The sequence below is a fragment of the Enterococcus sp. M-BR2 genome (genome assembly GCF_056612775.1).
On the sequence record NZ_CM152743.1, the window covers coordinates 915,343 to 937,660 of the forward strand.

Consider the following 22,318-nt stretch of genomic DNA (forward strand, 5'->3'; position numbering starts at 1 on the left):
ACTTTCGTCAACTAAAGACCATCCGAAATCGACCATTTGATTAGATGCGCTCTTCTATTCCATCGAAAAAAGTATGAGGGCAAGACTATTTGTCTTCGCCCCCATGATCGTGTTTCGTTCAATGATTGAACAGTTGTTTTTTTCTATCAAACATAAACGGTCTATTGTTGCGCAAGCCATTCTTTCGCAGCTTTAAGTGCATCTGGAATACCAGCAGGATTTTTCCCACCAGCTTGTGCCATATCTGGACGTCCACCACCGCCACCGCCTACTTTCGGTGCGATTGCTTTAATCAAGTCGCCAGCTTTTAGTCCAGCTTCATTTGATTCTTTCGTCATTGCCGCTAGCAGACTGACTTTTCCTTCTTGTTCGTTTGCTAAAACAAGAATGTCTGAAATATTTTTTTGTTTCCATTGGTCAGCTAATTGACGCAGCTGATTCATGTCTTTCACTTTTACTTGTGCTGCAATGATTGTTTTTCCATTGATCCTTTCTGGATTCTTGAATACATCACCGGCTTGTTGATTCGCTAACTTGCTAGCTAATTGTTCATTTTCCTTTTGTAGCTCTCTTACTTGCTGTTGCAATTGTTCCGCTTTTGAAACAACTTCCTTCAATTGAGGTGATTTAACAATTGTTGCTACTTGTTTTAGTTGTTTTTCTTCTTCTTCAAGTAGTTCATACGCTTCTTTGCTTGTTACAGCCTCGATTCGTCGCACGCCTGCACCAATTCCTGATTCAGAAACGATTTTGAAGATTCCGATGTTTTCTGTGTTTGCTACATGTGTGCCTCCGCACAGTTCGATTGACCAACCGCCAATATTGACTACGCGAACGTCATGTCCGTATTTTTCACCAAACAAAGCCATTGCACCCATATTTTTGGCTGTATCGATATCTGTTTCAATTGTTTCAACTGGGATAGCTTCCCAGATTTTTTCGTTGACGATTCTTTCCATTTCAGCTAATTCATCTGAAGTGATTTGACCAAAATGGGTAAAGTCGAATCGTAAATGTCCAGGAGCGACTAAAGAACCAGCTTGATTTGCATGCTCGCCAAGTACTTCTTTCAATGCTTTGTGCAGTAAATGGGTTGCTGTATGGTTTTTGATGATACGGTTGCGCATCGATTGATCGATCAATAGATGATAAGTTTGTCCTTCGCTCATTGGTGCTTTTACTTCTACTGTGTGCATAAATTGACCATTAGGCGCTTTTTGAACATCTGTAACAACTGCAACGATTTCTCCTGCTTCATCCATGATCCAACCTTGGTCTGCTACTTGGCCACCCATTTCTGCATAAAAAGGTGTTTGGTCAAAGATCATTTGAGCTTCACCTTCTGCGATTTCATTCAGAAGAGATTCGCCTTTTACGATGACCAATAATTGACTATCTGATTCTTGCTCCGTGTATCCGATGAATTTACTTTCTACTTTGATATCTGTCAATAAAGCAGATTGTACACCCATTGATTTTTCTGTACTACGGGCAGAGCGAGCACGTTCACGTTGTGCGTCCATTTCTTTTTCAAAACCAGCATGATCAACTTTCAGTCCTTCATCTTCTGCCACTTCTTCCGTTAATTCTACTGGGAAGCCATATGTGTCGTATAATTTGAAGATGTCTTTTCCTGATAGAGTCGTACCGTTTTCGTTTTTCACTTCTTGGATCACTTGATTCAAGATTTCCAATCCTTCATTGATTGTTTCATTGAAACGTTCTTCTTCTGTACGGATAACTTTTTCAATAAATTCTTTTTGTTGAAGTACTTCAGGATAATAACTTACCATGATTTCCCCAACGACAGGGACTAAACGATATAAGAATGCTTGTTCAATACCTAATTTTTTCCCATGCATGACCGCGCGACGAAGCAAACGGCGTAAGACATACCCTCTTCCTTCATTCGATGGTAATGCACCATCGCCAATAGCAAATGAAAGGGCCCGAATATGATCTGCAATTACTTTGTAAGAGATATCTGTTACTGGGTTTTCACCATATTTTACTTGTTTGCTTAGCTTTTCTACGGCGTGGATAATAGGCATAAACAAATCTGTCTCAAAGTTCGTGGGCGCATCTTGAACGATTGAGACCATACGTTCCAATCCCATGCCCGTATCAATGTTTTTATGAGGAAGTGGTTCAAATGTATTATCAGGTTTATGGTTGAATTCTGAAAATACCAAGTTCCAGATTTCTAAATAACGTTCATTTTCTCCTCCTGGATAGTTTTCAGGATCATCTTCTGCTAAATCGTTATAAGCTTCTCCTCGGTCATAGAAAATTTCTGTATCTGGTCCACATGGGCCTGCACCGATATCCCAGAAGTTGTCTTCTACATCAATAATGTGATCTAACGGTAGACCGACTTCTTCATGCCAGATGCGTTTTGCTTCTGTATCTTTTGGATAAACTGTTACATAAAGTTTTTCTGGATCGAATGCCATCCATTTTGGATCAGTCAAAAATTCCCATGCCCAGTGGATGGCTTCATTTTTGAAATAGTCACCAATAGAAAAATTGCCCAGCATCTCAAACATCGTATGGTGACGTGCTGTTTTACCGACATTTTCGATATCATTTGTTCGAATAGACTTTTGGGCATTTGTGATTCTTGGATTTTCTGGTACAACTGAACCATCAAAATATTTTTTCAATGTTGCAACACCAGAGTTGATCCATAATAAGGTTGGATCGTTCACGGGGATCAAAGACGCACTAGGTTCAATTGTATGTCCTTTAGATTGGAAGAAATCAAGAAACATTTGTCGAACTTGTGCACTACTTAATTGTTTCATATCATTACCTGCTTTCTATAAATTAAATACAAAAAAACACCATTACAGCCAAGGACGAAAACTCGCGGTACCACCTTGATTGCAATGATGTGTAATCATTACCTCTTAAACTCGATAACGCTGAGCTGCGTCGGTATTTCTACCAAAATAGAAAAAGGGAGCAATTTGATTAGTGACTATTCTTTTTTCAGCCAAGAAAGAATTTTCTGTGAGTCTTAAAAAAACAAATCATGTCCTTTTCGTACTTTAATAAGTATACGCATTCTGTCAATCACTGTCAATATCTCAATTACCTATTTTTATTTCCTTTTGGTCATATTCCATATTTTTTGGTACGATAAGGATAAAGAAATCAATACATCTCTGTTATTCATGATAAGGAGGAATATGATGAAAAAAATAGTTGGCGCAGATGAATGGATCCGCGCAGCTAGCTGCTTTTTGAGATATCAAGTTTTTGTATTAGAACAAGGAATTCCTGCAGAACTAGAATTCGACGGAAAAGATATCCCGCAACAAAACTATTATCTATTTCTTGATAAAAAAAGACCAGTAGCCACATTGCGTTATGAAAAGAAAACACCTACTTGCTTCAAGCCAGAACGCTTTTGCGTAGCAAAAGAATACCGAGGAAAAGGGTTAGGCGGTCAGTTGCTTGAAGCTGCAGAAAAACGGGCGATGTCAGAAGGTTGTCAGACTAGTTATGTAGTAGCTGAAATGACGGCTGTAGATTTTTATGAAAAACAAGGGTATCATACTTGCACGAAACCTTTTATTGAAGATGAAGTACTTTGTATCGGAATGGAAAAAAGTCTCGCTTAAAAACAAGAGATTGTGACAAAAGGCGTGTCACAATCTCTTGTTTTTTATTTATGCGAATTTTTCTTATTTTTACGAGCAATACGACTTTGCTGTCTGCGTTCGATTTTGCGTTCTTTTTTATTTTTTTCTGCAATTGCCCAATCGATTTTTTTCTTATAACCAGGCTTGATCTTTTTCTTTTTCTTCTTCACAAGTCCAATCAGAGTTGGGTCTAATACATCCTTTGATTTTTCTCGTTTGGTACGTCTATTACGATCATATGTTTTAACGATTTCACCATTTTTGATTTCTTTCGGTTCAAATGAGACGCCTAATTTCTCGATCGCATCAATGGCTTGTTCATCGTTTGGTGAATACAACGTAATGGCCGTTCCTTTTAAACCATTACGTCCAGTACGTCCGACACGATGGATAAAGAAGTCCAGATCTTCCGGGATTTCTGCATTGATAACATGAGAAACACCTTCGATATCGATTCCTCTAGCAGCTAAATCAGTCGCTACAACATATTGATACTCCAGATTCTGTACTTGTCGCATCACTCGTTTTCTCTCTCTTGGTGTGATGTCCCCGTGAATCTTTGCTACTTTCAATCCTTGGTTTTTCAAATAATCAGCAATTTCATCCACATGCTGTTTTGTATTGGCAAATACGATTGCTAAATAAGGATGACCAATCGTCAGCAGTTGATAAATCATTTGATTCTCATCTTTACCTTTTGTTGAGATCAGCCAATTTTCGATATCTTCAGAAATAACTGCTTTCGGCTTGATTTCTTCAATGATTGGATTCTCCATATATTTTCGCAAGAATGGACGCAGTTTTTCTGGAATAGTGGCAGAAAAGACTAAGAACTGCAATTTTTCTGGTAACCGACTTGCAATTTGGTCTACTTCATTTAAAAAACCCATATCCAATGTCATATCCGCTTCATCAACAACAAATGCAAATGCTGTGTGAATCTTCAACGCTTGTTCATTCATCATGTCTAATATTCTACCTGGCGTGCCTACTACGACCTGTGGCTGCTGATGGTGCAGACGGTTTAACTGACGCTGTTTGTCTGTCCCCCCGACAAAATTCGAAACACGGATCTCCGGTGTAGAAAATTTAGCGATTTGTGTAGCTGCTTCATAAATTTGTGCAGCCAGTTCTCTACTTGGAGCTGTAATAACAACTTGTACTTCCTCTTTATCTGCATTGATTTTTTCAAACAACGGCAACAAAAACGTATGTGTTTTTCCTGTACCAGTTTGAGATTGCCCAATGATATTTTTTCCTTTTGCAATTAAAGGAATCAAACGTTCCTGGACCTCTGTGGGCTGTTTGAAGCCCTTTGCGGCTAACGCTTCATTGATAAATGGTTTGAAGCGAAATATATCAAAATTATTCATTCGTGCACCTCTTCTCTTTAAATTATCACGACTTTGGCATTATAACATAGACAAAGTATTTTTGCTCAGCTAATTTCGAGAATCATCATCCTTTGTTTGAGCAATCGTGCTAACGGTATATGTGTGACTAGCTTTTTCATAAAACAGAATCCGTTTTTTTCTCAAAAATGATAGCAAGATATTTAAAATAAAAATACCTTGCAGTAGCAAGACACCGAGAGAAATGAATACTGCACTCATCTGCAACACCGTATTCGTTGTCGAATTCATGATTTGCTGAAGCAACTGCCCCAACCAGCTTAAACCATAAAAAAGAAAATATAGATACCCATAGCGGATGATCAATGCTTTCAAAGAAATTCGCTCGCGGTCTTGCTCCACCAAGCGGATGCGTACAATTTTTTTCCCAAGTGTCCATCCATTGGTTATAAACGGTACAATCATAAAGTATAGCCCTACTTCCAATAAAAGCCACCAGATATGAGAAGTAACTGTCCCTGAATCGAACGCAAGTTTAAAGAAAATCGCTGCGATAAAATTGACAATAGATAAAAATGTCCAGTCGATCAAATAAGCGACCAAACGTCGTGTCAACGAGACAGTTTTTCCTTTTTCATAAGAAAGTTCATCCATCCGTCTTCTCGTAGGAAGCATAAATGTAAATAACGGCGTAACAACAAAACCAATGATTCCACCCAATGTATTTGTCACTAAATCATTCACATCAAATAAGCGGTATGGTCTTGGGTAGATAAAATAAAGGCCACTTAGCTGCGTCAGCTCAAAAAATAGTGATAGACAGAAACTAGCAATCATCGTTTTCATAAAGGAAAGCCGGAAATAATATCTTAAATAAATGCCAAATGGTATGAGTAATAAAACATTAAAAGCTGGTTCCAAAAACACACTCTGCTTCATCGCCGGCAGATAGGTACTAGGTTCAGATAATACCAATACCGTGTTGTCTCTGAAATGTTGCCATGAAGCAAATAAATGCAGCTCCATCTTTGGTCCTGTCATTTGGGCAACCGTCTCCTTTGCCGGAAGTGGTAAGATTACCAGAAAGTATGCACACAATAAATAGAAAACAAAGGAATACAAAATAACTGCCCTTGTTACTAGAAATGTTCCATACTTTCGATATTCATAAATAAAAAAAACAGATGAAATCGCTAAGGCTAAAAATGGAAAAACAACCAGCGCAAAACGAATCGGTTCGATATAACTTGCCATGTGACTCCTCCTTGATTCTTTGTATCTCCCTTATCTTAGCAGTCCTTTGCTGTTTCAAGCAAGTAACGAGGCTATTATTTCTCATTTCTTTCAAAGTAAAGTAAGATAAACTCAAAGGGGGTGTCGAGATGCTGAATATGTACTTTGTTTTTGGCGTACCTATTTTTTTACTGTTCCTTTATGCAACAATTGCTTATGTAAGAAAAAGAACTACGATTCATTATTTAGGATTTATTCTCCTGATTATTTCAGGTTTCATGCTTGTCTTCAACCTTCAGACTTGGCAGCAAGCGCTTTTTGAAATGGATAAAATGACTCCACATGCTTTGTCTAAAATGATTGGCTACCCTGTCTATCTGATTTGGCTTCCCATTTTCATTTCTGGTTGCTTGGTTCTATTAAATATTTATCGCGGTGTACGCCGAATATTTCTCTTACGCAAAGCAAAATAACAGGCAGAAATCGGTTGAACCCGGTTTCTGCCTGTTTTCTCAATTCAAATGCATACCGATCCCTGGTCCTAGCGGTAGCTGGAATACATAATAGAGAATAAATAAAATGATCCATGTGATAGTTAGACTTACAGCATGTGGTAGCATTATGGAAATAATCGTTCCGACACCGGTTTTCTTTTGATATTTCGTGGCAAATGTAACGATCAAAGCAAAATACGGCATCAGTGGCGTGATAATATTGACAGGAGAATCAGCTACTCGATAAGCACCCAAAACAGCTTCTGGAGCTACTCCCAACTGATAGAGTAATGGAACAAATATTGGGGTTAAAATAGCAAATTTTGGTATCGCTCCCACTAAAATAAAATCAAGAATAAGTGCTAGTGCTAAGAAACTAAGTAACAAGGCTAAGCTGCTCAAATTCATATCTTCAATAATCGTGGCTGAATTGACTGCCCAAACAGTACCTAAATTAGTAAAATTGAAATATGAAATGAATTGGCTAATGATTAACAATAAGAAAATCATCCCGCCTAAGTTGCTGAATACTTTAATAATCGGATTTACTACATCCAAACTGGATTTGACTTTTCCAACTGCCTTTCCAAAACATATCCCTGGAATCAAAAATGAAATCAAGATCAAAGCGATTAAACTATCCATAAAAGGTGTAGAACCAATCAATTCATCAGTTTCAGGATGGCGAAGTGGGGCACCACTTGGTATCGTAATCAACAGGATAAATGCCAGTACCACTGTAAATCCCCAAAAAGCCCAATGTAAGCCTTTCGATTCATCGGTAATCTCATCGTTAGCAATCATTCCTTTTTCTTGGAAAGTTCCTAAGCGAGGTTCAATGAGTTTTTCGTTAATGATAGTGGAAACAATCACTACTAAGATGGTTGATGCAATCGAAAAATAAAAATTTGCCATTAAATCAACAGAATAGGATGGATTAATGATATGTACTGCATCATTTAATATTTCGGTAAGCATTCCATCCACTGGCGTAATAACTAAGTTGACACCAAATCCTCCTGAAACACCTGCAAAGGCCGCAGATAAACCTGCTAAAGGATGTCGCCCGACTTTATAAAATACTGCTGCACCTAATGGAATCAATACTAGATACCCAGCATCAGAGGCAATACTCGACATTACGCCAAGAAGTACTAGTACCGCTGTCAGACTAGATTTTGGTACTACCTTTACCAGCTTTCGAATCATCGCACCGATTAAGCCAACCTCTTCTGCAAATCCTACGCCTGCCATCGCCACTAAAGTGACTCCAAGAGCCTGAAAGCTCATCAAATTTGAGACGATCGAAGTCAACATAAAACGGATCCCTTCACCACTCAACAAACTTTTTACATGTGTAGTAGTAAGCTCTAGTGCTCCTGTTTCAGCATTAATAGCATCAAACGTAACGTGTTGACCCATTAGATAAAAAATATGAGACAGTACTCCTACAATAACGATCAAAATTAAGAATATAATAGCTGGATGGGGCACCTTGTTCCCTAGTTTTTCTACTGTATCTAACACTTTATCTAATCTAGAATGTTTTTCTTTTGGCATCTATTCTCCTCCTTTTTCAAACCAGATGAAAGAAAAACAAGCTTTTTCTATCATCTGGTTCATTTTTATTTTTAGAAGCTTCTTTACTTCAAGGAAATTGCCGTCTTATTCTCTGCAATCTTTCAAACTTTCATGAATATTCTTTTTTACTGAAGGATACAAACGTTACGAGTGTGAAAATAGTTACGACTGATTGGTAACGTTTTTTCTATGAATACGTTTATTTAACCAAACGGTAGATTGCTTCAGCGTAAATAGCTGTTGCTTTCAAGATATCTTCTACGTACATATATTCATTTGGCTGATGCATTACATTTTCTCTACCAGGAAATAAACTACCGTACGCACATCCTTTTTCCAAGATTCGTCCATACGTACCTCCACCAATTGTTTGTTCATAACCTTTTTCCCCAGTATGTTTTTCGTAAACAGACAATAATGTTTGGATGAATGGATCATCTCCTGAAACATAATGCGGAGTCTTGATATCTCCAATTATCGAAATTGATACTGATTCATTTTGAAGGACAGTCAGCAAGGATTCTTGAATTTTTTCTTTTGTAATCCCTTTTGGATGACGAATATTAAGAATGATCTTTTTCTCTCCTTCTTGCTGATAAATGAATACATTAGCACTTGAAGTCACTTTTCCCATCACGTCATCTTCATAATCGACCATTAACCGATGCCCATTAAAGTCTTCATGCAGATAATTGGCAATGACAGAAAGATAAGCAGATCCTGAGCTGTCTAATGGATATTGATGCAAAAAGTCGGCGAGATAAGTTCCCGCATTGATACCAAATTTTGGTTCTTGGGCATGTGCAGCTTTTCCATACAGAACGAAGGATGCTTCTCCTTCCTTATATTCAAAAGTCCCTTTCAATTTTTTGTCATCTAGATATTTTGTATATCCAGCTTCTAAAGAAGATAACTTTTCCAAATCAGGAATTTCCAAGACGGCTATTGCCTCGCTTGGTACCATATTTGCACGCAAACCAGAAGAGAATCTTTTCAGTTGCATTTTGTCTGCCTTTTCTTCCTTCAAAGAAAAACTCAGCTCGAAAGATAAAATCCCTTTTTCACCATTAATGATTGGGAAATTGGCATCTGGCGAAAATCCAAATGCTGGCATTTCTTCTTTTTCCATATAATGATGGATACCTATCCACTCACTCTCTTCATCTGTTCCGAAAATGAATCGAATTTTTTTCGATGTTGATAATTGCAGTTCTTTGATAATTTTCATCCCATAATAGGCAGCAATACAAGGACCTTTGTCATCACTTGAACCTCTTGCGAACAATTTCCCTTCTTTGACGATTGGTTCGAACGGATCAGTTGCCCACCCTTCTCCTGGCGGTACGACATCTACATGTCCTAAGATACCAAGTGCTTCTGCTGTTTCTTCCCCATATTCTATATGTCCGGCTAGATTATCAATGTTTTTAACTCTGAAGCCATCTCTTTCCCCAAATGACAGTACTTTTTTCAATGCTAAAGCAGGACCAGCACCTAGTGGATATTCATCTGTCTGATGTTCGATATCCCTTACACTATTGATGCGTAGCAATTCACTTAAATCCTCTAGCAACATCTCTTTTCTCTTTTGTGCTTCTTGCAACCAGTTTATTTCCATAAGATCCTCCTTGGTAGAAATGACTTAATTTCTTAACGGGTATTTATGGTCAAAAGTTTGTTTCCAATGAATTTCAAATCATTTTTTGCTATCTACGTTTCAAATAAAGGTAAAACGGGACACCAGCAAGTGTCAATGCAATCCCCATCGAAGCTAAAAAAGTTTGAGTGATAAGTGTGCTTGATACAATAAAGGTTCCTCCAATGATTGCTACTAATGGGATAAACGGATACATTGGAACTTTATATGGTCGAATCAGATCAGGTTCTTTTTTACGAAGAAGGATGACACCAACAAAGACCATCGTATAAAAAATCCAAATGACAAAGATCAGCATATCTGTTAGTGTATCAAAACCACCGACCATCATCATGCCAATAGCGATGACTAGCTCTAAGATACCCGCGGCTACAGGAACTTTAGTTTTATCATGAAGTTTAGCAAAAAGCTTGCTAAAAGGCAGGTTGTTTTCTTTTGCCATAACGTAAGGAAGACGCATTCCAGTAAGAGTATAGCCATTGATAGTTCCATAAACAGAAATCAAGATACCAACTGTGACTAGTCTTCCACCAAAGCCGCCAAAAATCATTTTTGCAACATCACTTGCCGCATTGCTGTTTCCTACGACTCCGTCGATAGACGCAGTTTTTAAGAAAACCGCATTTACTAATAAATAAACGATCATGATTCCGATGATTCCTAAAGAAATGGCTTTTGGCAAATCTTTCGCCGGCTTTTTCAATTCTCCCGAAATATTTCCTACGTGTATCCAACCGTCGTATGCGAACATCGTTGCTAGTAAGCCAGCTCCCAAAGCAGAGAAAAATGAAAGGTTTTCTCCTGCTTGGATCGGAAACAGTTGGAAGTCTACTCCTTCTTGTCTGAATAAACCAAAAATAACGATCACAAACAAAGGAATGAGTTTGCAGACAAGCGTAATCGACTGAAAAGCTCCTCCAGCTTTAGAACCTAAAAAATTGATCAGCATGATCGATACAGCAGCTGTAACAGCTACAGGAACAATCATCGACTGGGAAAGATCAAATAAATTGACGAACTGTGTACCGAAAATGATCGACAAGGCTGCTACATTTGCTGGAAAATAAATCACGACTTGAGCCCAGCCAAGTAAAAATGCTGCTGTATTTCCATAAATCCGTTCGATATATTTGATCATCCCGCCTGTTTCAGGAATAGCCGCTGCCAATTCAGCTCCTGTCAGTCCTGCACAAACAGAAATCACACCACCTAGAAACCAGGAAAACATATGCAAACTGACGGTACCTGTTACTTCTGCTACGCTTGCGGCTTTGAAAAACACCCCTGCACCGATCACTGTGCCCATAACAGTCGATAAAGCAGTGAAAAAACCCATCGTACGCTTCAATTCATTTTCCGTTTTTACTTCCTTTATTGGCGTGGCTTGATATTCTTCCATTACTTACCTCCTTACATACCATAGCCAAAAAGTATAGAAACCTTTTTGGCTATAGTTCTTGTTTTATACCGTCTCTGCTAATTTTTCTCTCAGTTTTTCCAACATATCCTTTGTCATTGCATCTAAATCGTATTTTGGTGAAAAGTCCCATTCCTCTTGCGCACAAGAAACATCTAGTGAGTTTGGCCAAGATTCTGCTATCGATTGACGCACAGGATCGACATCGTAATCCATTTCAAAATCTGGTATGATTTTTTGAATAGATGCTTTGATTTCTTCAGGCTCAAAAAACATTGCCGATATATTAAAGGCGTTTCGGTGAACTAGTCGATTAGGGTCTGCGTTCATGAGCTTTATAATGGCATCGATCGCATCTGGCATATACATCATATCCATTGATGTACCTTGATCAATAAAACTAGTGTACTTTCCTTCTTTGATTGCTGAATAATAAATATCGACTGCGTAGTCTGTCGTACCGCCTCCTGGCAAGGTCGCATAAGAAATCAATCCAGGGAAACGGACACCACGAGTATCTACGCCATATTTCACATAATAATAATCACATAGTAGTTCTCCAGCTACCTTCGTTACCCCGTACATGGTTGTAGGGCGCTGAAGAGTGTCTTGTGGGGTATGATCTTTTGGAGTATTTGGACCAAACGCGCCGATTGAACTTGGCGTAAAAAATTTCAGCTGGAATTCTCTAGCGACTTCCAATGCATTGACCAGCCCAGTCATGTTCAAATCCCATGCTAACTGTGGTTTTGCTTCTGCAACAGCTGACAAAAGAGCAGCCAAATGGATCAATGTGTCCACTTGATATTGTTCTGCTATGCTGCGCATTTTTTCGTAATCCATTACATCTAGGATCTCAAAGATATCGTTTTTCCCAATGACTTCAGGCATGCGTATATCTGTCGCAATGACATTTTCACTGCCTAGTTCTTGACGTAGCCGCGTGATCAACTCTGAACCAATTTGTCCTAAACATCCTGTCACCAATACTTTTTTCATGATGATCCTCCCTGATCTTTTTTTACTACTATCTTCAGATGATTAACAATATATGCGTGAACATGTTCTCTAATTTTAAATATGCGAAAAAAATAAATTAGTTAAATAATTTCCATTTCTTTTCCTATTTTTTGATAAATCGCTACTGCTTCATCAAGCATTTCCTTTGTATGTTCCGCAGTCGGCATATTTCTGATTCTACCTGTCCCCAGAGGAACAGTTGGATAAACGATTGGTTTAGCATAAATCCCATGTTCGATCAGTTTCTTAGAGAAAGTCTGAGTCACTTTTTCATCTCCTAAAATAACTGGAGTGATAGGTGTTTCAGACACACCGATGTTATAGCCGACTTTTTTCAATTCTTCTTTAAAATAATTAGCATTTTCCCAAACTTTTTCGACAAGTTCCGGATGTTCTTGCATCAAAGAGATCGAAGCCAACGCAGATGCAGCTGCTCCAGGAGTTAGCGAGGTAGAAAATAGAAATGGCCGGCTTCTGGCTTTCAACCAGTCAATCAGTGTTTTTGAACCAGCTACATAACCCCCAACAACACCTACAGCTTTCGATAACGTACCCATTTGCATATCAATTTTGTCGCTTAATCCAAAATGTTTGACGGTTCCTGCACCTTTTCCAGTTACACCTGAGCCGTGCGCATCATCTACATAGGTGATGAGTCCATATTTTTCGGCGATTGGGATGATTTCCGGCAATCGTGCAATGTCTCCATCCATGGAGAAAACCCCATCTGTGATATACATGATTTTTTTATATTTCTTACTTTCTACGGCTTCCTTTGCTTTATTCTCAAGGTCTTCCATATCTTGATGTTTGACTCGGATGATTGTTGCTCCGGATAAACGACATCCATCAATGATAGATGCATGGTTTAATTCATCCGATAAGATAGCATCTTCTTTTGTCATTACTGCAGAGATAGCGCCCATATTACAGTTGAATCCAGATTGAAAGGCGATTGCAGCTTCTGTCCCTTTGAATTCTGCGATTTTTTCTTCTAATTGTTGATGGATCTTCAGCGAGCCATTGATTGTTCGGACTGCACCTGCTCCTACGCCATAAGTTTCAGTTGCTTCAATACATGCTTTCTTCAATTCTTTGTGATTGGCAAACCCGAGATAATTGTTGGATGCCAGATTGATCATCTTTTTTCCGTCTACGATGATACAAGCACCATTTTCGCTTTCTAGTATATCGATCGTGTTGTACAATCCCTTTTCTTTCAGTTGCTCCAATTCTCTCTCCAAATACGTCATTAACTCTTTGGAAGACATGGTCTCCACCTCCATATTCATCTGTCTTGCAGAACATCCCAAACATATATCTTGTCATTCATCTACGAAGCAAGTATGCCACACGATTGGTAACGCTTACATTAATTATGAGAGTTATTTAACCATATTTTTTATTTACTGCATCTTTTTACTTTCCAAGAACTTGGATAGTATGAAAAGTTAACTTTTAAATAATGGTGGTATATTGATTTACCTAGAAAGAAAACACAACAAAACCATTGTTGGAAGCTAGCTAGATAAAATCTAGTATATTCTGAATTTTTAAACTATTTATCGCATAGACCAATAAAAAATAAAAAAATAAGCAAAAAGCTTTCATCTTTATTTATCAGCAATTTTTAATCTTATTATCTGATCATTTTTTCACAAAACATTTATATTGAATTTGAAAAAAGACTGTGATAAACGTCTTATCACAGTCCCTTCTTCCGAATAAACGGTGTTCTCCTGCCAACTCCTCGGTCACAATCTCCATCATTTTTTGTTATTTTTGATCCAATTTTCTGGTGTGAAAGATGGATCGTCAATAGACCACTCTAGAAAAAATTCTTCTAAAAATTCACGCATAAAGCCTTCTCTACGTTTGGCTTCTTTGTATCCGTAATCAGTGTTCATTTTATCAGGCAACAAGAACAGTTTTTCATAAAAATGATTGATCACTGTCGTGCCTTTTCGGTAATTTTTTTTATCCTTGAATGTTTGTGGATACAGTTCAGAATCAAAAATCGGGTGTCCATGTCCTCCACCGAAATAAGCAGTTCGCAAAATGCCGATTGCTCCTAACGCTTCGATACGATCAGCATCTTGAACGATCTTCCCTTCCAAAGATAGTTCGACTGCTTCAGAGAGATTTTTAGAAAAGGACATATTTTCGATAATGGCAAAAATCATTGAAATCTGTTCCTCTGTGATTGGCAAAGAGCGAAGAAATACACGAAGTTGTTGCTTTGCTTCGTTCTCATCTTTAACGACTTTATCATCAATCGTATCATGCAAGTAAGCTGCTGCAAGCGTCACAAAACGGTCTGCCTGCGGTTCCGTATCCAAAATTCTCTCTGCTAGCTTGACGACTCTTTTGGTATGATCGCTTCCATGTCCCGTTTGATCATGTGCTAATTTTTCCATGCTATAATCAGCGATTACTTGTAATTTATCCATCCAGTCCACTTCTTTCTTAAGTAAATAGCTGAAAACATCTAATCGATTAGATGAATTCCAGCTATCTTTATAAATAGGTTTTATTTTACCTGATATACATTGAAATATAGCTCTCTCATGTAATCGATCAGATATTGCGGATTAAGTGGTTCATGCGTTGCATCCATAATCAATTGATTTGGCTTTCTAGATGCACCATATTGATGGATATGCTCTGACATCCAATTTTTGATTGGAGAGTAATCATCTGACGCTAGAACATTTTCCACATCTATTTCTTGCTGCAAAGAATGAAGTAATTGTGCCGCATACATGTACCCCAATGCATAAGATGGAAAATAACCAAAGCTTGCACCTGACCAATGAACGTCTTGTAGGATACCTTCCACATCATTTGTTGGTCGTATTCCCAGATACTCTTCATATTTTTGATTCCATATTTCAGGTAATTCAGCAACACCTACGCCTTCATTGAAAATCATTTTTTCGATTTCATAACGAATGATGATATGGAGAGGGTAAGTCAAACTGTCTGCCTCGATACGAACCAAACTTGATTGTGTATGTTTCAATGAACGATAAAACTTGTCAAAAGGAATATCATCGAATGTTCCTTCTGCACATTCCTGGAAGAAAGGATATTGCTTTTTCCAGAAGCTGCGACTACTTCCCACAATGATCTCATTAAACAACGATTGTGATTCATGAATACCCATTGATGTGCCTTGATAAACCGGTGTATAAGCATATTTATCATCGATGTCTTGTTCATACATTCCATGACCAGCCTCGTGGATCACTCCAAAAACAGCCATTTTGAAATCTGTTTCGTTCCAGCGTGTCGTGATCCGTGCATCATTTGGATTGATTCCAGTCATAAATGGGTGGACAGTGTCATCTAGACGACCACGACTAAAATCATAACCAAGTTGTTCGATCACTTTTACTACAAATCTCTTCTGTTGTTCCTTTGTCATTCTCCGATTTAAGAAGTCTGTTTCAGGTTCCGTCCCTTTTTCTTGGAGCGCACGGCGGATCGTAAGAATTCCTTCTTTGAGTTGATCAAATACCTTATCGAGGATTTCAACAGTCATCCCAGGTTCATATTGGTTAAGTAGAACATCATAATCTGTCTTTTCTTCTTTTTTCCAATAAGGTATCAATTGTTTTGTCAATTCGATATTTTGGTTCAATGCTTCTTGAAAATCAGAAAACTGTTGTGTTTCTCTAGCTTTTTGCCATTGACCATGAGCGGAAGAAACAGCAGCTGTATATTTTCTCATGAGATCTTCCGGTACGCGATGTTCTAAATCATACTCTTCTTTTACTTTGTCAAAAACGGACGTTCCGACTTCCGATAATTCTTCCGGATGTTCAGAAAAATAGCGAATGGCTTCTTTAATTTTTGGACCGATCTTTTTTGAAAAATAAATACTGTAAAGATAGCTATCTACTTCACTCCGGTATTCACTAGCTTTTTCTGGCATACCTGTTTGTGTATCCCAATCGAGGATTCCTAAAGCTTGTTGTAGAAGATTGATTTCTTTTACTTCTTGTAAAAATTCTTTTTCTTTCATTCCCTATTCCTCCAAATATCCAATTGAATGAATCAATTAGTCAGATTATTCGTCTTTCTCTTTTTTTCTAGGCGGACGAGTTCCCCAATACTGGAACAGATCCGTACGCAAAGCACCATTATACAATTTTCTTTTTTTGGTTGCTTTTTGTCCGTAAAATTCCTCAAACGCTAAGTCGCTAGTCAAGATATATTTACTCCATGTTTTTAATGGACGGAATACATCGCCCATTTCTTTATATAATTTTCGAACGGTTTCTTCTTCTCCTAGTCGTTCTCCGTATGGCGGATTAGCAACGATGACCCCATATTCTTTATCTGTCTTGAAGTCTTTCACTGCTTGTTGTTTAAAGACAATCGAAGAGCCTAGTCCGATTTCTTCAGCATTGGCTTTGGCAATTTCAATCATTCGTCCATTGATATCTGAACCAGTAATATCTAATACAATATCATAATCTGCTTTTTCTTCTGCAGCTGATCGAACATTTTCCATGATTTCCTGACTGAACCAGTCCCAAGATTCGCAAGCAAACTCACGATTGAATCCTGGTGCGATATTATGGCCTATTAAGGCTGCTTCAATACAAAGCGTACCTGAACCACATACAGGATCATAAAATGGACGATCTTTCCGCCAATTTGTCAGCATCACAAGCGCGGCCGCCATGTTTTCTTTCAATGGTGCACCACCTTTTTCTAAGCGATAACCACGTTTGAATAAACTTGGTCCTGTCGTATCCAAAGTTAGCATCACATGGTCTTTCAGCAAAGCTACTTCCAATTGGAAATGTGCGCCTGTTTCCGTCAGCGGAACAGAAGCTGGACGATGATAATACGTGCGAAGACGTTCAACGATTGCTTTTTTTGTGATTGCCTGGCAATCAGGCGTACTATATAGTTTCGACTTGATTGATTTTCCAGCTACAGGGAAAGCTGCATCTAGTGGAAGAAAATCTTCCCAAGGCAATGCTTTTACGTTTTCAAACAATTCATCAAACGTATACGCATCGAATTCCCCAACCACGATTTTTACTCGATCTGCTGTACGTAACCATAAATTAGCTGTAGCGATTGTTTCCATTGTTCCTTCAAATCGTGCACGTCCGTTCTCAACTTGGCATTCAATTCCAAGATCTCTTAATTCTTTACCAACCAGTGCTTCGAGACCGCTTGCCGCAGTTGCGACGAGGTTGAATTTCCTGTTTTTTTCCATACATAATCTCCTTATTTATAAAAAAAGGGGGGTGGGACATCAGTCAGTCCTACCCCACGCTTTTACTCAAACTCCGAATAACCGGTGACACAAAAGTCTGTTTTGTAATAAGAACAAAATACTTTTGTCACGACCTTATTCCCTGATGTTTGCGGTTTTCTATAAGCCATGTTCTGTACTTTGCTTTTCCAGGGAGAAAAAGCAAAGTGGTAACCATCTATCTGCAGTTGTACTGCCTTTTTGTCTTGTTCTTCTTCCAAACAAAAAGCGCCCCTACCATTGTTTGGGTTGCTCGCTCGAGGGGTTTACCGCGTTCCACCGGATGGGTTTCCCCAGCCGCTTCGTCACTGTGGCACTTTCAAGGATACTTAAGCATAGCCGAAGCCTTAGCTTGTTTTCCTGCCGTTACTCCAAAGAGTACCTTAGCTTATGTTTTCGCTAAGCACGAACACTACAGGCATCACAGCCTGTGCGAGCATGGACTTTCCTCAGCCTGATCAAGTCAGACCGCGATTACCCGAAAACCGCAAATTCATTAGTCAAAAATTAAAATTGACGTGTTTTTTCATTATCATCTAAGCTTGTATCTGCATTTGTGTAGTTATTTGGATTAGGTTGTGCTGGTTTAACTGCACTTGCTTGTTGATCAAGCTTTTTACCAAATACTTCACGTTCAAGGTTTGACAAGCGTTTTAAGATATCGAAATTGGTTACTGCTGCGCTCTTCGGTACTTCTGTTTGCTGCACACGTGTTTGAGCTGCTCCTTGAGTTTTAGATAATTGAGCTACTTTTGCACTCAATCGATCGTTTTCTTCTTGTAAAGCAAGGAGTTCTTTGCTGTAAGTTTCATAATCTTTGATGATATTGTCTAAGAATTCATCAACTTCAACGGGATCATAGCCGCGCATTTTTGTTTTGAATTCTTGTTGTAAAATGTCTTTAGGACTATAAACCAAATTCGCCATATTTACACCTCTAGTTTTCATTTACGTAATAACATTTCTACCTTTTTCATTGTATAGGAAAAAAGTTGATAAATCAAACACAATATCGATTATTCACTAAAATTTTGAAGATCGTCCATGCTGATCAGCCGAATTTCGTAGGGATGATCCGCTTGGTAATTCTGTGCATCTTCAAAAAAATACTTCGTTTTCCCAGGGAATTCTTCATCATAGATCAGCAGACAGCCTACTGTATGTTCAATTATAAAACGAGTATGATTCTTTAGCTGACTAGGTGATTGGTAGGGTTGATGGCTAACAGCTTCGACATAATCTGCTAATTGCTCTGCTAATTGTTTTTTCTCTTGGTTCCCTTCATTCCAGTTATTACCAAAATCAGCAAAAGGATACAAAATACCAATGGAAAGTTCCGGATATTCTTCTTTCAATTCCGCTACTGTTTGCACGGTCCATAGTTCAACGCCCAAATTCCCACTGACAAGTACCCATTCCACCCCTTCTTCTGCTAACTGTCGGAGTTCCCTTTTTAAAACATTTTTAACAACTTGGATTTTAGGGTCATTTTCTTTAAAAACACCGAGTTCGAAACTTCGATACCCAGACACATAGATTACTTTTGACTTATCCATCTCAGATTCCTTTTCTTTCTATCTGCTTTTTTGCTATAATGTGGCCTAGGAGTGTGATTAAAGATGGTATTGCGCTATCCAAACGGCCAACCTTATTATAAGAATGCCTCTCCCGTCGAAAAAATTCAAGAAAAAAGAAAACAAATCACCGAATTCGGCAATCGGGGGATGCGCTTTGAAGAAGCAATCAATGAAAGTAATGAGTATTATCTTTCCCGCGGGTTGGCAGTTATCCATAAAAAGCCTACCCCTATCCAAATCGTGAAAGTAGACTATCCTAAGAGAAGCGCTGCTGTAATCAAAGAAGCCTACTTTACCCAAGCCTCAACCACAGACTATAATGGCGTCTATCGAGGCTTTTACTTGGACTTTGAAGCAAAAGAAACCAAGAACAAAACATCGTTTCCCTTTAAAAACTTCCATGCCCATCAAATCGAACACATGAAAGCATGCCTCGAACAAAAAGGAGTCTGCTTTGTCTTATTATGGTTTTCGACATTGAAACGCTGTTTTTATTTGAATAGTGTTCATTTGATTGCTTACTGGGATGCTCAAAAGGAAAAAGGACGCAAATCACTGCCTTTATCATTGATCGAAGAACTAGGAATAGAGATCAAAACTGGTATTTCTCCGCGGATTCCTTATTTGGACGCGGTTGACTTCTATTTATCAACATTATCTATTGAAGGAGAAAGCAAGAATGGCAAATGAACAAACTAGAAGCTCTAGACGACAGAAACAGCCTACTCCTAAAAAGAGTGTGAAGAAGAATTCTGGCAAAGGTTCTGGGAAGACTTCTGGACCACATAAAAAAGGATTATTTATTAAAATCCTTTTAGGCATCCTCTCGTTTTTCTGTATCCTCTTTTTAGCAGGTGTAGGACTGTTCTGGTATTACGCAAAAGATGCACCCGAATTGACAGATAAAAAATTGGACGCTACCGTATCTTCCAAATTATATACACAAGATGGCGAATTATTCGAAGATCTAGGTGCGGAAAAGCGAGAAAAGATTTCTGCAAATGAATTACCGAAAACATTGGAAGATGCGATCGTGTCAGTAGAGGATCGGCGTTTTTATAAACATATCGGGGTTGACCCTATTCGGATCATCGGTTCTGCCCTTTCTAATTTCACCTCTGGCGGTCTACAAGGCGGAAGTACTTTGACACAACAATTGATCAAACTGTCCTTCTTCTCCACCAGCGCCGAGGATCAGACCCTGAAACGTAAGGCTCAAGAAGCGTGGATGGCTGTAAGATTGGAACAGAAAAAATCGAAACAAGAAATTTTGACCTACTACGTAAATAAAGTGTACATGTCAAATGGTTTGTACGGGATGGAAACAGCTTCTGAGATGTACTTTGGTAAGAAACTATCAGAACTTTCTTTACCACAAACAGCATTGCTTGCTGGAATGCCGCAAGCCCCTTCTGCCTATGATCCTTATGTTTATCCCGATCAGGCGAAGAAAAGACGAGATACTGTTTTGTATACGATGCTTCAAAACGAAAAAATCTCTCAAACAGAATATGATCAAGCTGTCAATGTACCGGTAACGGATGGTTTGCAAGAGCTAACTCAATCTGATGACAACACTAAGATCGTCGATAATTATGTCAAAGAAGTCATCAATGAAGTACAAGAAAAAACAGATAAGAATGTCTACACAGACGGTTTAGAGATTTATACGAATTTGGATCTGGATGCTCAAAAGAAACTATATGATATCGTCAATACGGATCAGTATGTCTCTTATCCAGACGACGAGATGCAAGTTGCCTCCACGCTTATCGACACAAATACTGGGAAAGTCAAAGCCCAGATTGGCGGGCGTCACATCGCAGAAGACGTGACTTTAGGCAACAACTTAGCAGTGAATACTTCCCGTGATTTTGGTTCTACGATGAAACCTGTCACAGATTACGGACCAGCTTTTGAATATTTGAAATATTCTACTGGAAAAACTATCACTGATGCGCCGTATAACTATGAAGGCACTTCTACTCCTGTAGGAAACTGGGATAATCAATATATGGGCACCATTACTTTACGCCAAGCACTTTACTTATCCCGTAATGTTCCAGCAGTCAAATTATTCAATGAAGTCGGTTCAGATAAAGTGGCTTCTTTCTTAAAAAATCTTGGGATCGAATACAGCACGATCCATCAATCGAATGCGATCTCTAGTAATACGGAAGAACAAGATGGGACAAAATACGGAGCTTCTTCCTTAAAAATGGCAGCAGCCTATGCGGCTTTCGCCAATGGAGGAACCTATTACAAACCTCAATATGTTAATAAAATCGTCTTCCAAGACGGTACAGAAGAAACTTATGAACCTGATGGAAAAACAGCCATGTCTCCAGAAACAGCTTATATGATCACAGACATTTTAAAAGATACAATCACTGAAGGTACTGGTACGAATGCGCAAATCGCTGGGTTATATCAAGCCGGTAAGACCGGAACATCAAATTATACAGATGACGAATATGCGAAACTTGGTATTTCTTCTGGTGTATATCCAGATATCCTATTTGCGGGCTATACACCAAATTATTCGATTTCCGTGTGGACAGGTTACAACAAGAAAATGACACCTGTCACTTCAGAATCGTCACACGTGGCCTCTGATGTTTATCGCGAGCTTATGCAATATGTTTCAGCTAACGTGACAAATACAGACTGGGAGATGCCAAGCGGTTTGATTCGTGTGGGCGGTGAACTGTACTATAAGGATCAATATACAGTGAAATCAAATACAGTTGCGCCATCAACAACTATTCCTTCTTCCAGCTATGTCCAGGCTCCTGAAAGCTCAACAACAGAGACGACGACTCAAACTAGCTCTACTAGTCAAAGTGAATCAACCGCTGAGTCCTCAACAGAAAGCACGACAGCAGAGACAAGTGAGCCAGCGTCATCAACGACGGTTCCTTCTTCTTCATCTGAAGAAAGCTCGACGCCGTCTTCATCTACTCTTCCTTCTTCCAGTGAACCAGCAACTAGCGAAGCGGATGCTGCAAATGACCATACACCATCCAGTAGCACCTCAGCTTCTGGAAACAGATAGAAAAAAG

At 38.7% G+C, this 22,318-nt stretch carries 17 protein-coding genes and 1 other RNA gene; 4 read left to right on the forward strand and 14 right to left on the reverse strand.

Annotated features, from left to right (window positions below; genetic code table 11):
- Positions 1-161 precede the first annotated feature (161 nt).
- Positions 162-2,804, reverse strand: a complete 2,643-nt coding sequence (gene alaS / locus AC1F25_RS04470) for an alanine--tRNA ligase (RefSeq protein WP_002313789.1) — start codon at positions 2,802-2,804, stop codon at positions 162-164.
- A gap of 390 nt (positions 2,805-3,194) precedes the next feature.
- Here alaS and AC1F25_RS04475 point away from each other — a divergent pair, with 390 nt between their 5' ends.
- Positions 3,195-3,626, forward strand: a complete 432-nt coding sequence (locus tag AC1F25_RS04475; RefSeq protein WP_002309339.1) for a GNAT family N-acetyltransferase — start codon at positions 3,195-3,197, stop codon at positions 3,624-3,626.
- A 44-nt stretch (positions 3,627-3,670) separates the two neighbouring features.
- On the opposite strand, the gene AC1F25_RS04480 is transcribed toward AC1F25_RS04475, so the two are convergent.
- Together AC1F25_RS04480 and AC1F25_RS04485 are read right to left on the reverse strand one after the other, a co-directional pair.
- The gene (locus tag AC1F25_RS04480) at positions 3,671-5,020 is read right to left on the reverse strand and encodes a DEAD/DEAH box helicase (protein ID WP_002309341.1); all 1,350 of its coding nucleotides are present in this window, start codon (positions 5,018-5,020) and stop codon (positions 3,671-3,673) included.
- A 69-nt stretch (positions 5,021-5,089) separates the two neighbouring features.
- Positions 5,090-6,253: a VanZ family protein gene (locus tag AC1F25_RS04485; protein WP_002309342.1), complete on the reverse strand. Its 1,164-nt coding sequence runs from the start codon at positions 6,251-6,253 to the stop codon at positions 5,090-5,092.
- A gap of 128 nt (positions 6,254-6,381) precedes the next feature.
- Here AC1F25_RS04485 and AC1F25_RS04490 point away from each other — a divergent pair, with 128 nt between their 5' ends.
- Positions 6,382-6,705 (forward strand): hypothetical protein, encoded by a 324-nt coding sequence (locus tag AC1F25_RS04490; RefSeq protein ID WP_002309344.1) that lies wholly within the window; start codon positions 6,382-6,384, stop codon positions 6,703-6,705.
- A 39-nt stretch (positions 6,706-6,744) separates the two neighbouring features.
- Here AC1F25_RS04490 and AC1F25_RS04495 read toward each other — a convergent pair whose 3' ends face one another.
- From AC1F25_RS04495 to AC1F25_RS04545, 11 genes are all read right to left on the reverse strand, one after another.
- Entirely contained in the window at positions 6,745-8,286 is a 1,542-nt protein-coding gene (locus AC1F25_RS04495; protein WP_479994289.1) for an AbgT family transporter, read from the reverse strand.
- 220 nt (positions 8,287-8,506) lie between these two features.
- A complete protein-coding gene (pepV, locus tag AC1F25_RS04500; protein WP_002348020.1) occupies positions 8,507-9,925 on the reverse strand; it encodes a dipeptidase PepV in 1,419 nt (472 codons plus the stop codon).
- Positions 9,926-10,013: 88 nt separating this feature from the next.
- Positions 10,014-11,363, reverse strand: a complete 1,350-nt coding sequence (locus AC1F25_RS04505) for an APC family permease (RefSeq protein WP_002309348.1) — start codon at positions 11,361-11,363, stop codon at positions 10,014-10,016.
- Between the two features lie 63 nt (positions 11,364-11,426).
- Entirely contained in the window at positions 11,427-12,380 is a 954-nt protein-coding gene (locus AC1F25_RS04510) for an L-threonine 3-dehydrogenase (RefSeq protein WP_479994290.1), read from the reverse strand.
- A gap of 101 nt (positions 12,381-12,481) precedes the next feature.
- Positions 12,482-13,672: a glycine C-acetyltransferase gene (locus tag AC1F25_RS04515; protein ID WP_002309350.1), complete on the reverse strand. Its 1,191-nt coding sequence runs from the start codon at positions 13,670-13,672 to the stop codon at positions 12,482-12,484.
- Between the two features lie 495 nt (positions 13,673-14,167).
- Positions 14,168-14,851: an HD domain-containing protein gene (locus AC1F25_RS04520; protein ID WP_002313797.1), complete on the reverse strand. Its 684-nt coding sequence runs from the start codon at positions 14,849-14,851 to the stop codon at positions 14,168-14,170.
- A gap of 80 nt (positions 14,852-14,931) precedes the next feature.
- On the reverse strand, positions 14,932-16,428 hold the full coding sequence (locus AC1F25_RS04525; protein WP_065773152.1) for a carboxypeptidase M32: 1,497 nt from the start codon (positions 16,426-16,428) through the stop codon (positions 14,932-14,934).
- Positions 16,429-16,473: 45 nt separating this feature from the next.
- A complete protein-coding gene (locus AC1F25_RS04530; protein WP_002309357.1) occupies positions 16,474-17,640 on the reverse strand; it encodes a THUMP domain-containing class I SAM-dependent RNA methyltransferase in 1,167 nt (388 codons plus the stop codon).
- A gap of 157 nt (positions 17,641-17,797) precedes the next feature.
- Positions 17,798-18,165: RNase P RNA component class B (gene rnpB / locus AC1F25_RS04535), an RNA gene on the reverse strand.
- Between the two features lie 21 nt (positions 18,166-18,186).
- Positions 18,187-18,606: a cell division regulator GpsB gene (gene gpsB, locus AC1F25_RS04540; RefSeq protein WP_002309359.1), complete on the reverse strand. Its 420-nt coding sequence runs from the start codon at positions 18,604-18,606 to the stop codon at positions 18,187-18,189.
- Positions 18,607-18,695: 89 nt separating this feature from the next.
- Positions 18,696-19,235, reverse strand: a complete 540-nt coding sequence (locus AC1F25_RS04545; protein ID WP_479994291.1) for an SLOG family protein — start codon at positions 19,233-19,235, stop codon at positions 18,696-18,698.
- 63 nt (positions 19,236-19,298) lie between these two features.
- Here AC1F25_RS04545 and recU point away from each other — a divergent pair, with 63 nt between their 5' ends.
- Positions 19,299-19,946 (forward strand): Holliday junction resolvase RecU, encoded by a 648-nt coding sequence (recU, locus tag AC1F25_RS04550; protein ID WP_002309362.1) that lies wholly within the window; start codon positions 19,299-19,301, stop codon positions 19,944-19,946.
- Entirely contained in the window at positions 19,936-22,311 is a 2,376-nt protein-coding gene (locus tag AC1F25_RS04555; protein ID WP_002309364.1) for a PBP1A family penicillin-binding protein, read from the forward strand. Before recU ends, AC1F25_RS04555 begins: the two co-directional genes overlap by 11 nt.
- Positions 22,312-22,318 lie beyond the last annotated feature (7 nt).

Coding starts and splice junctions, on each gene's coding strand:
- alaS (WP_002313789.1), bottom strand. CDS start 2,804: ATGAAACAATTAAGTAGTGCACAAGTTCGACAAATGTTTCTTGATTTC.
- AC1F25_RS04475 (WP_002309339.1), top strand. CDS start 3,195: ATGAAAAAAATAGTTGGCGCAGATGAATGGATCCGCGCAGCTAGCTGC.
- AC1F25_RS04480 (WP_002309341.1), bottom strand. CDS start 5,020: ATGAATAATTTTGATATATTTCGCTTCAAACCATTTATCAATGAAGCG.
- AC1F25_RS04485 (WP_002309342.1), bottom strand. CDS start 6,253: ATGGCAAGTTATATCGAACCGATTCGTTTTGCGCTGGTTGTTTTTCCA.
- AC1F25_RS04490 (WP_002309344.1), top strand. CDS start 6,382: ATGCTGAATATGTACTTTGTTTTTGGCGTACCTATTTTTTTACTGTTC.
- AC1F25_RS04495 (WP_479994289.1), bottom strand. CDS start 8,286: ATGCCAAAAGAAAAACATTCTAGATTAGATAAAGTGTTAGATACAGTA.
- pepV (WP_002348020.1), bottom strand. CDS start 9,925: ATGGAAATAAACTGGTTGCAAGAAGCACAAAAGAGAAAAGAGATGTTG.
- AC1F25_RS04505 (WP_002309348.1), bottom strand. CDS start 11,363: ATGGAAGAATATCAAGCCACGCCAATAAAGGAAGTAAAAACGGAAAAT.
- AC1F25_RS04510 (WP_479994290.1), bottom strand. CDS start 12,380: ATGAAAAAAGTATTGGTGACAGGATGTTTAGGACAAATTGGTTCAGAG.
- AC1F25_RS04515 (WP_002309350.1), bottom strand. CDS start 13,672: ATGTCTTCCAAAGAGTTAATGACGTATTTGGAGAGAGAATTGGAGCAA.
- AC1F25_RS04520 (WP_002313797.1), bottom strand. CDS start 14,851: ATGGATAAATTACAAGTAATCGCTGATTATAGCATGGAAAAATTAGCA.
- AC1F25_RS04525 (WP_065773152.1), bottom strand. CDS start 16,428: ATGAAAGAAAAAGAATTTTTACAAGAAGTAAAAGAAATCAATCTTCTA.
- AC1F25_RS04530 (WP_002309357.1), bottom strand. CDS start 17,640: ATGGAAAAAAACAGGAAATTCAACCTCGTCGCAACTGCGGCAAGCGGT.
- gpsB (WP_002309359.1), bottom strand. CDS start 18,606: ATGGCGAATTTGGTTTATAGTCCTAAAGACATTTTACAACAAGAATTC.
- AC1F25_RS04545 (WP_479994291.1), bottom strand. CDS start 19,235: ATGGATAAGTCAAAAGTAATCTATGTGTCTGGGTATCGAAGTTTCGAA.
- recU (WP_002309362.1), top strand. CDS start 19,299: ATGGTATTGCGCTATCCAAACGGCCAACCTTATTATAAGAATGCCTCT.
- AC1F25_RS04555 (WP_002309364.1), top strand. CDS start 19,936: ATGGCAAATGAACAAACTAGAAGCTCTAGACGACAGAAACAGCCTACT.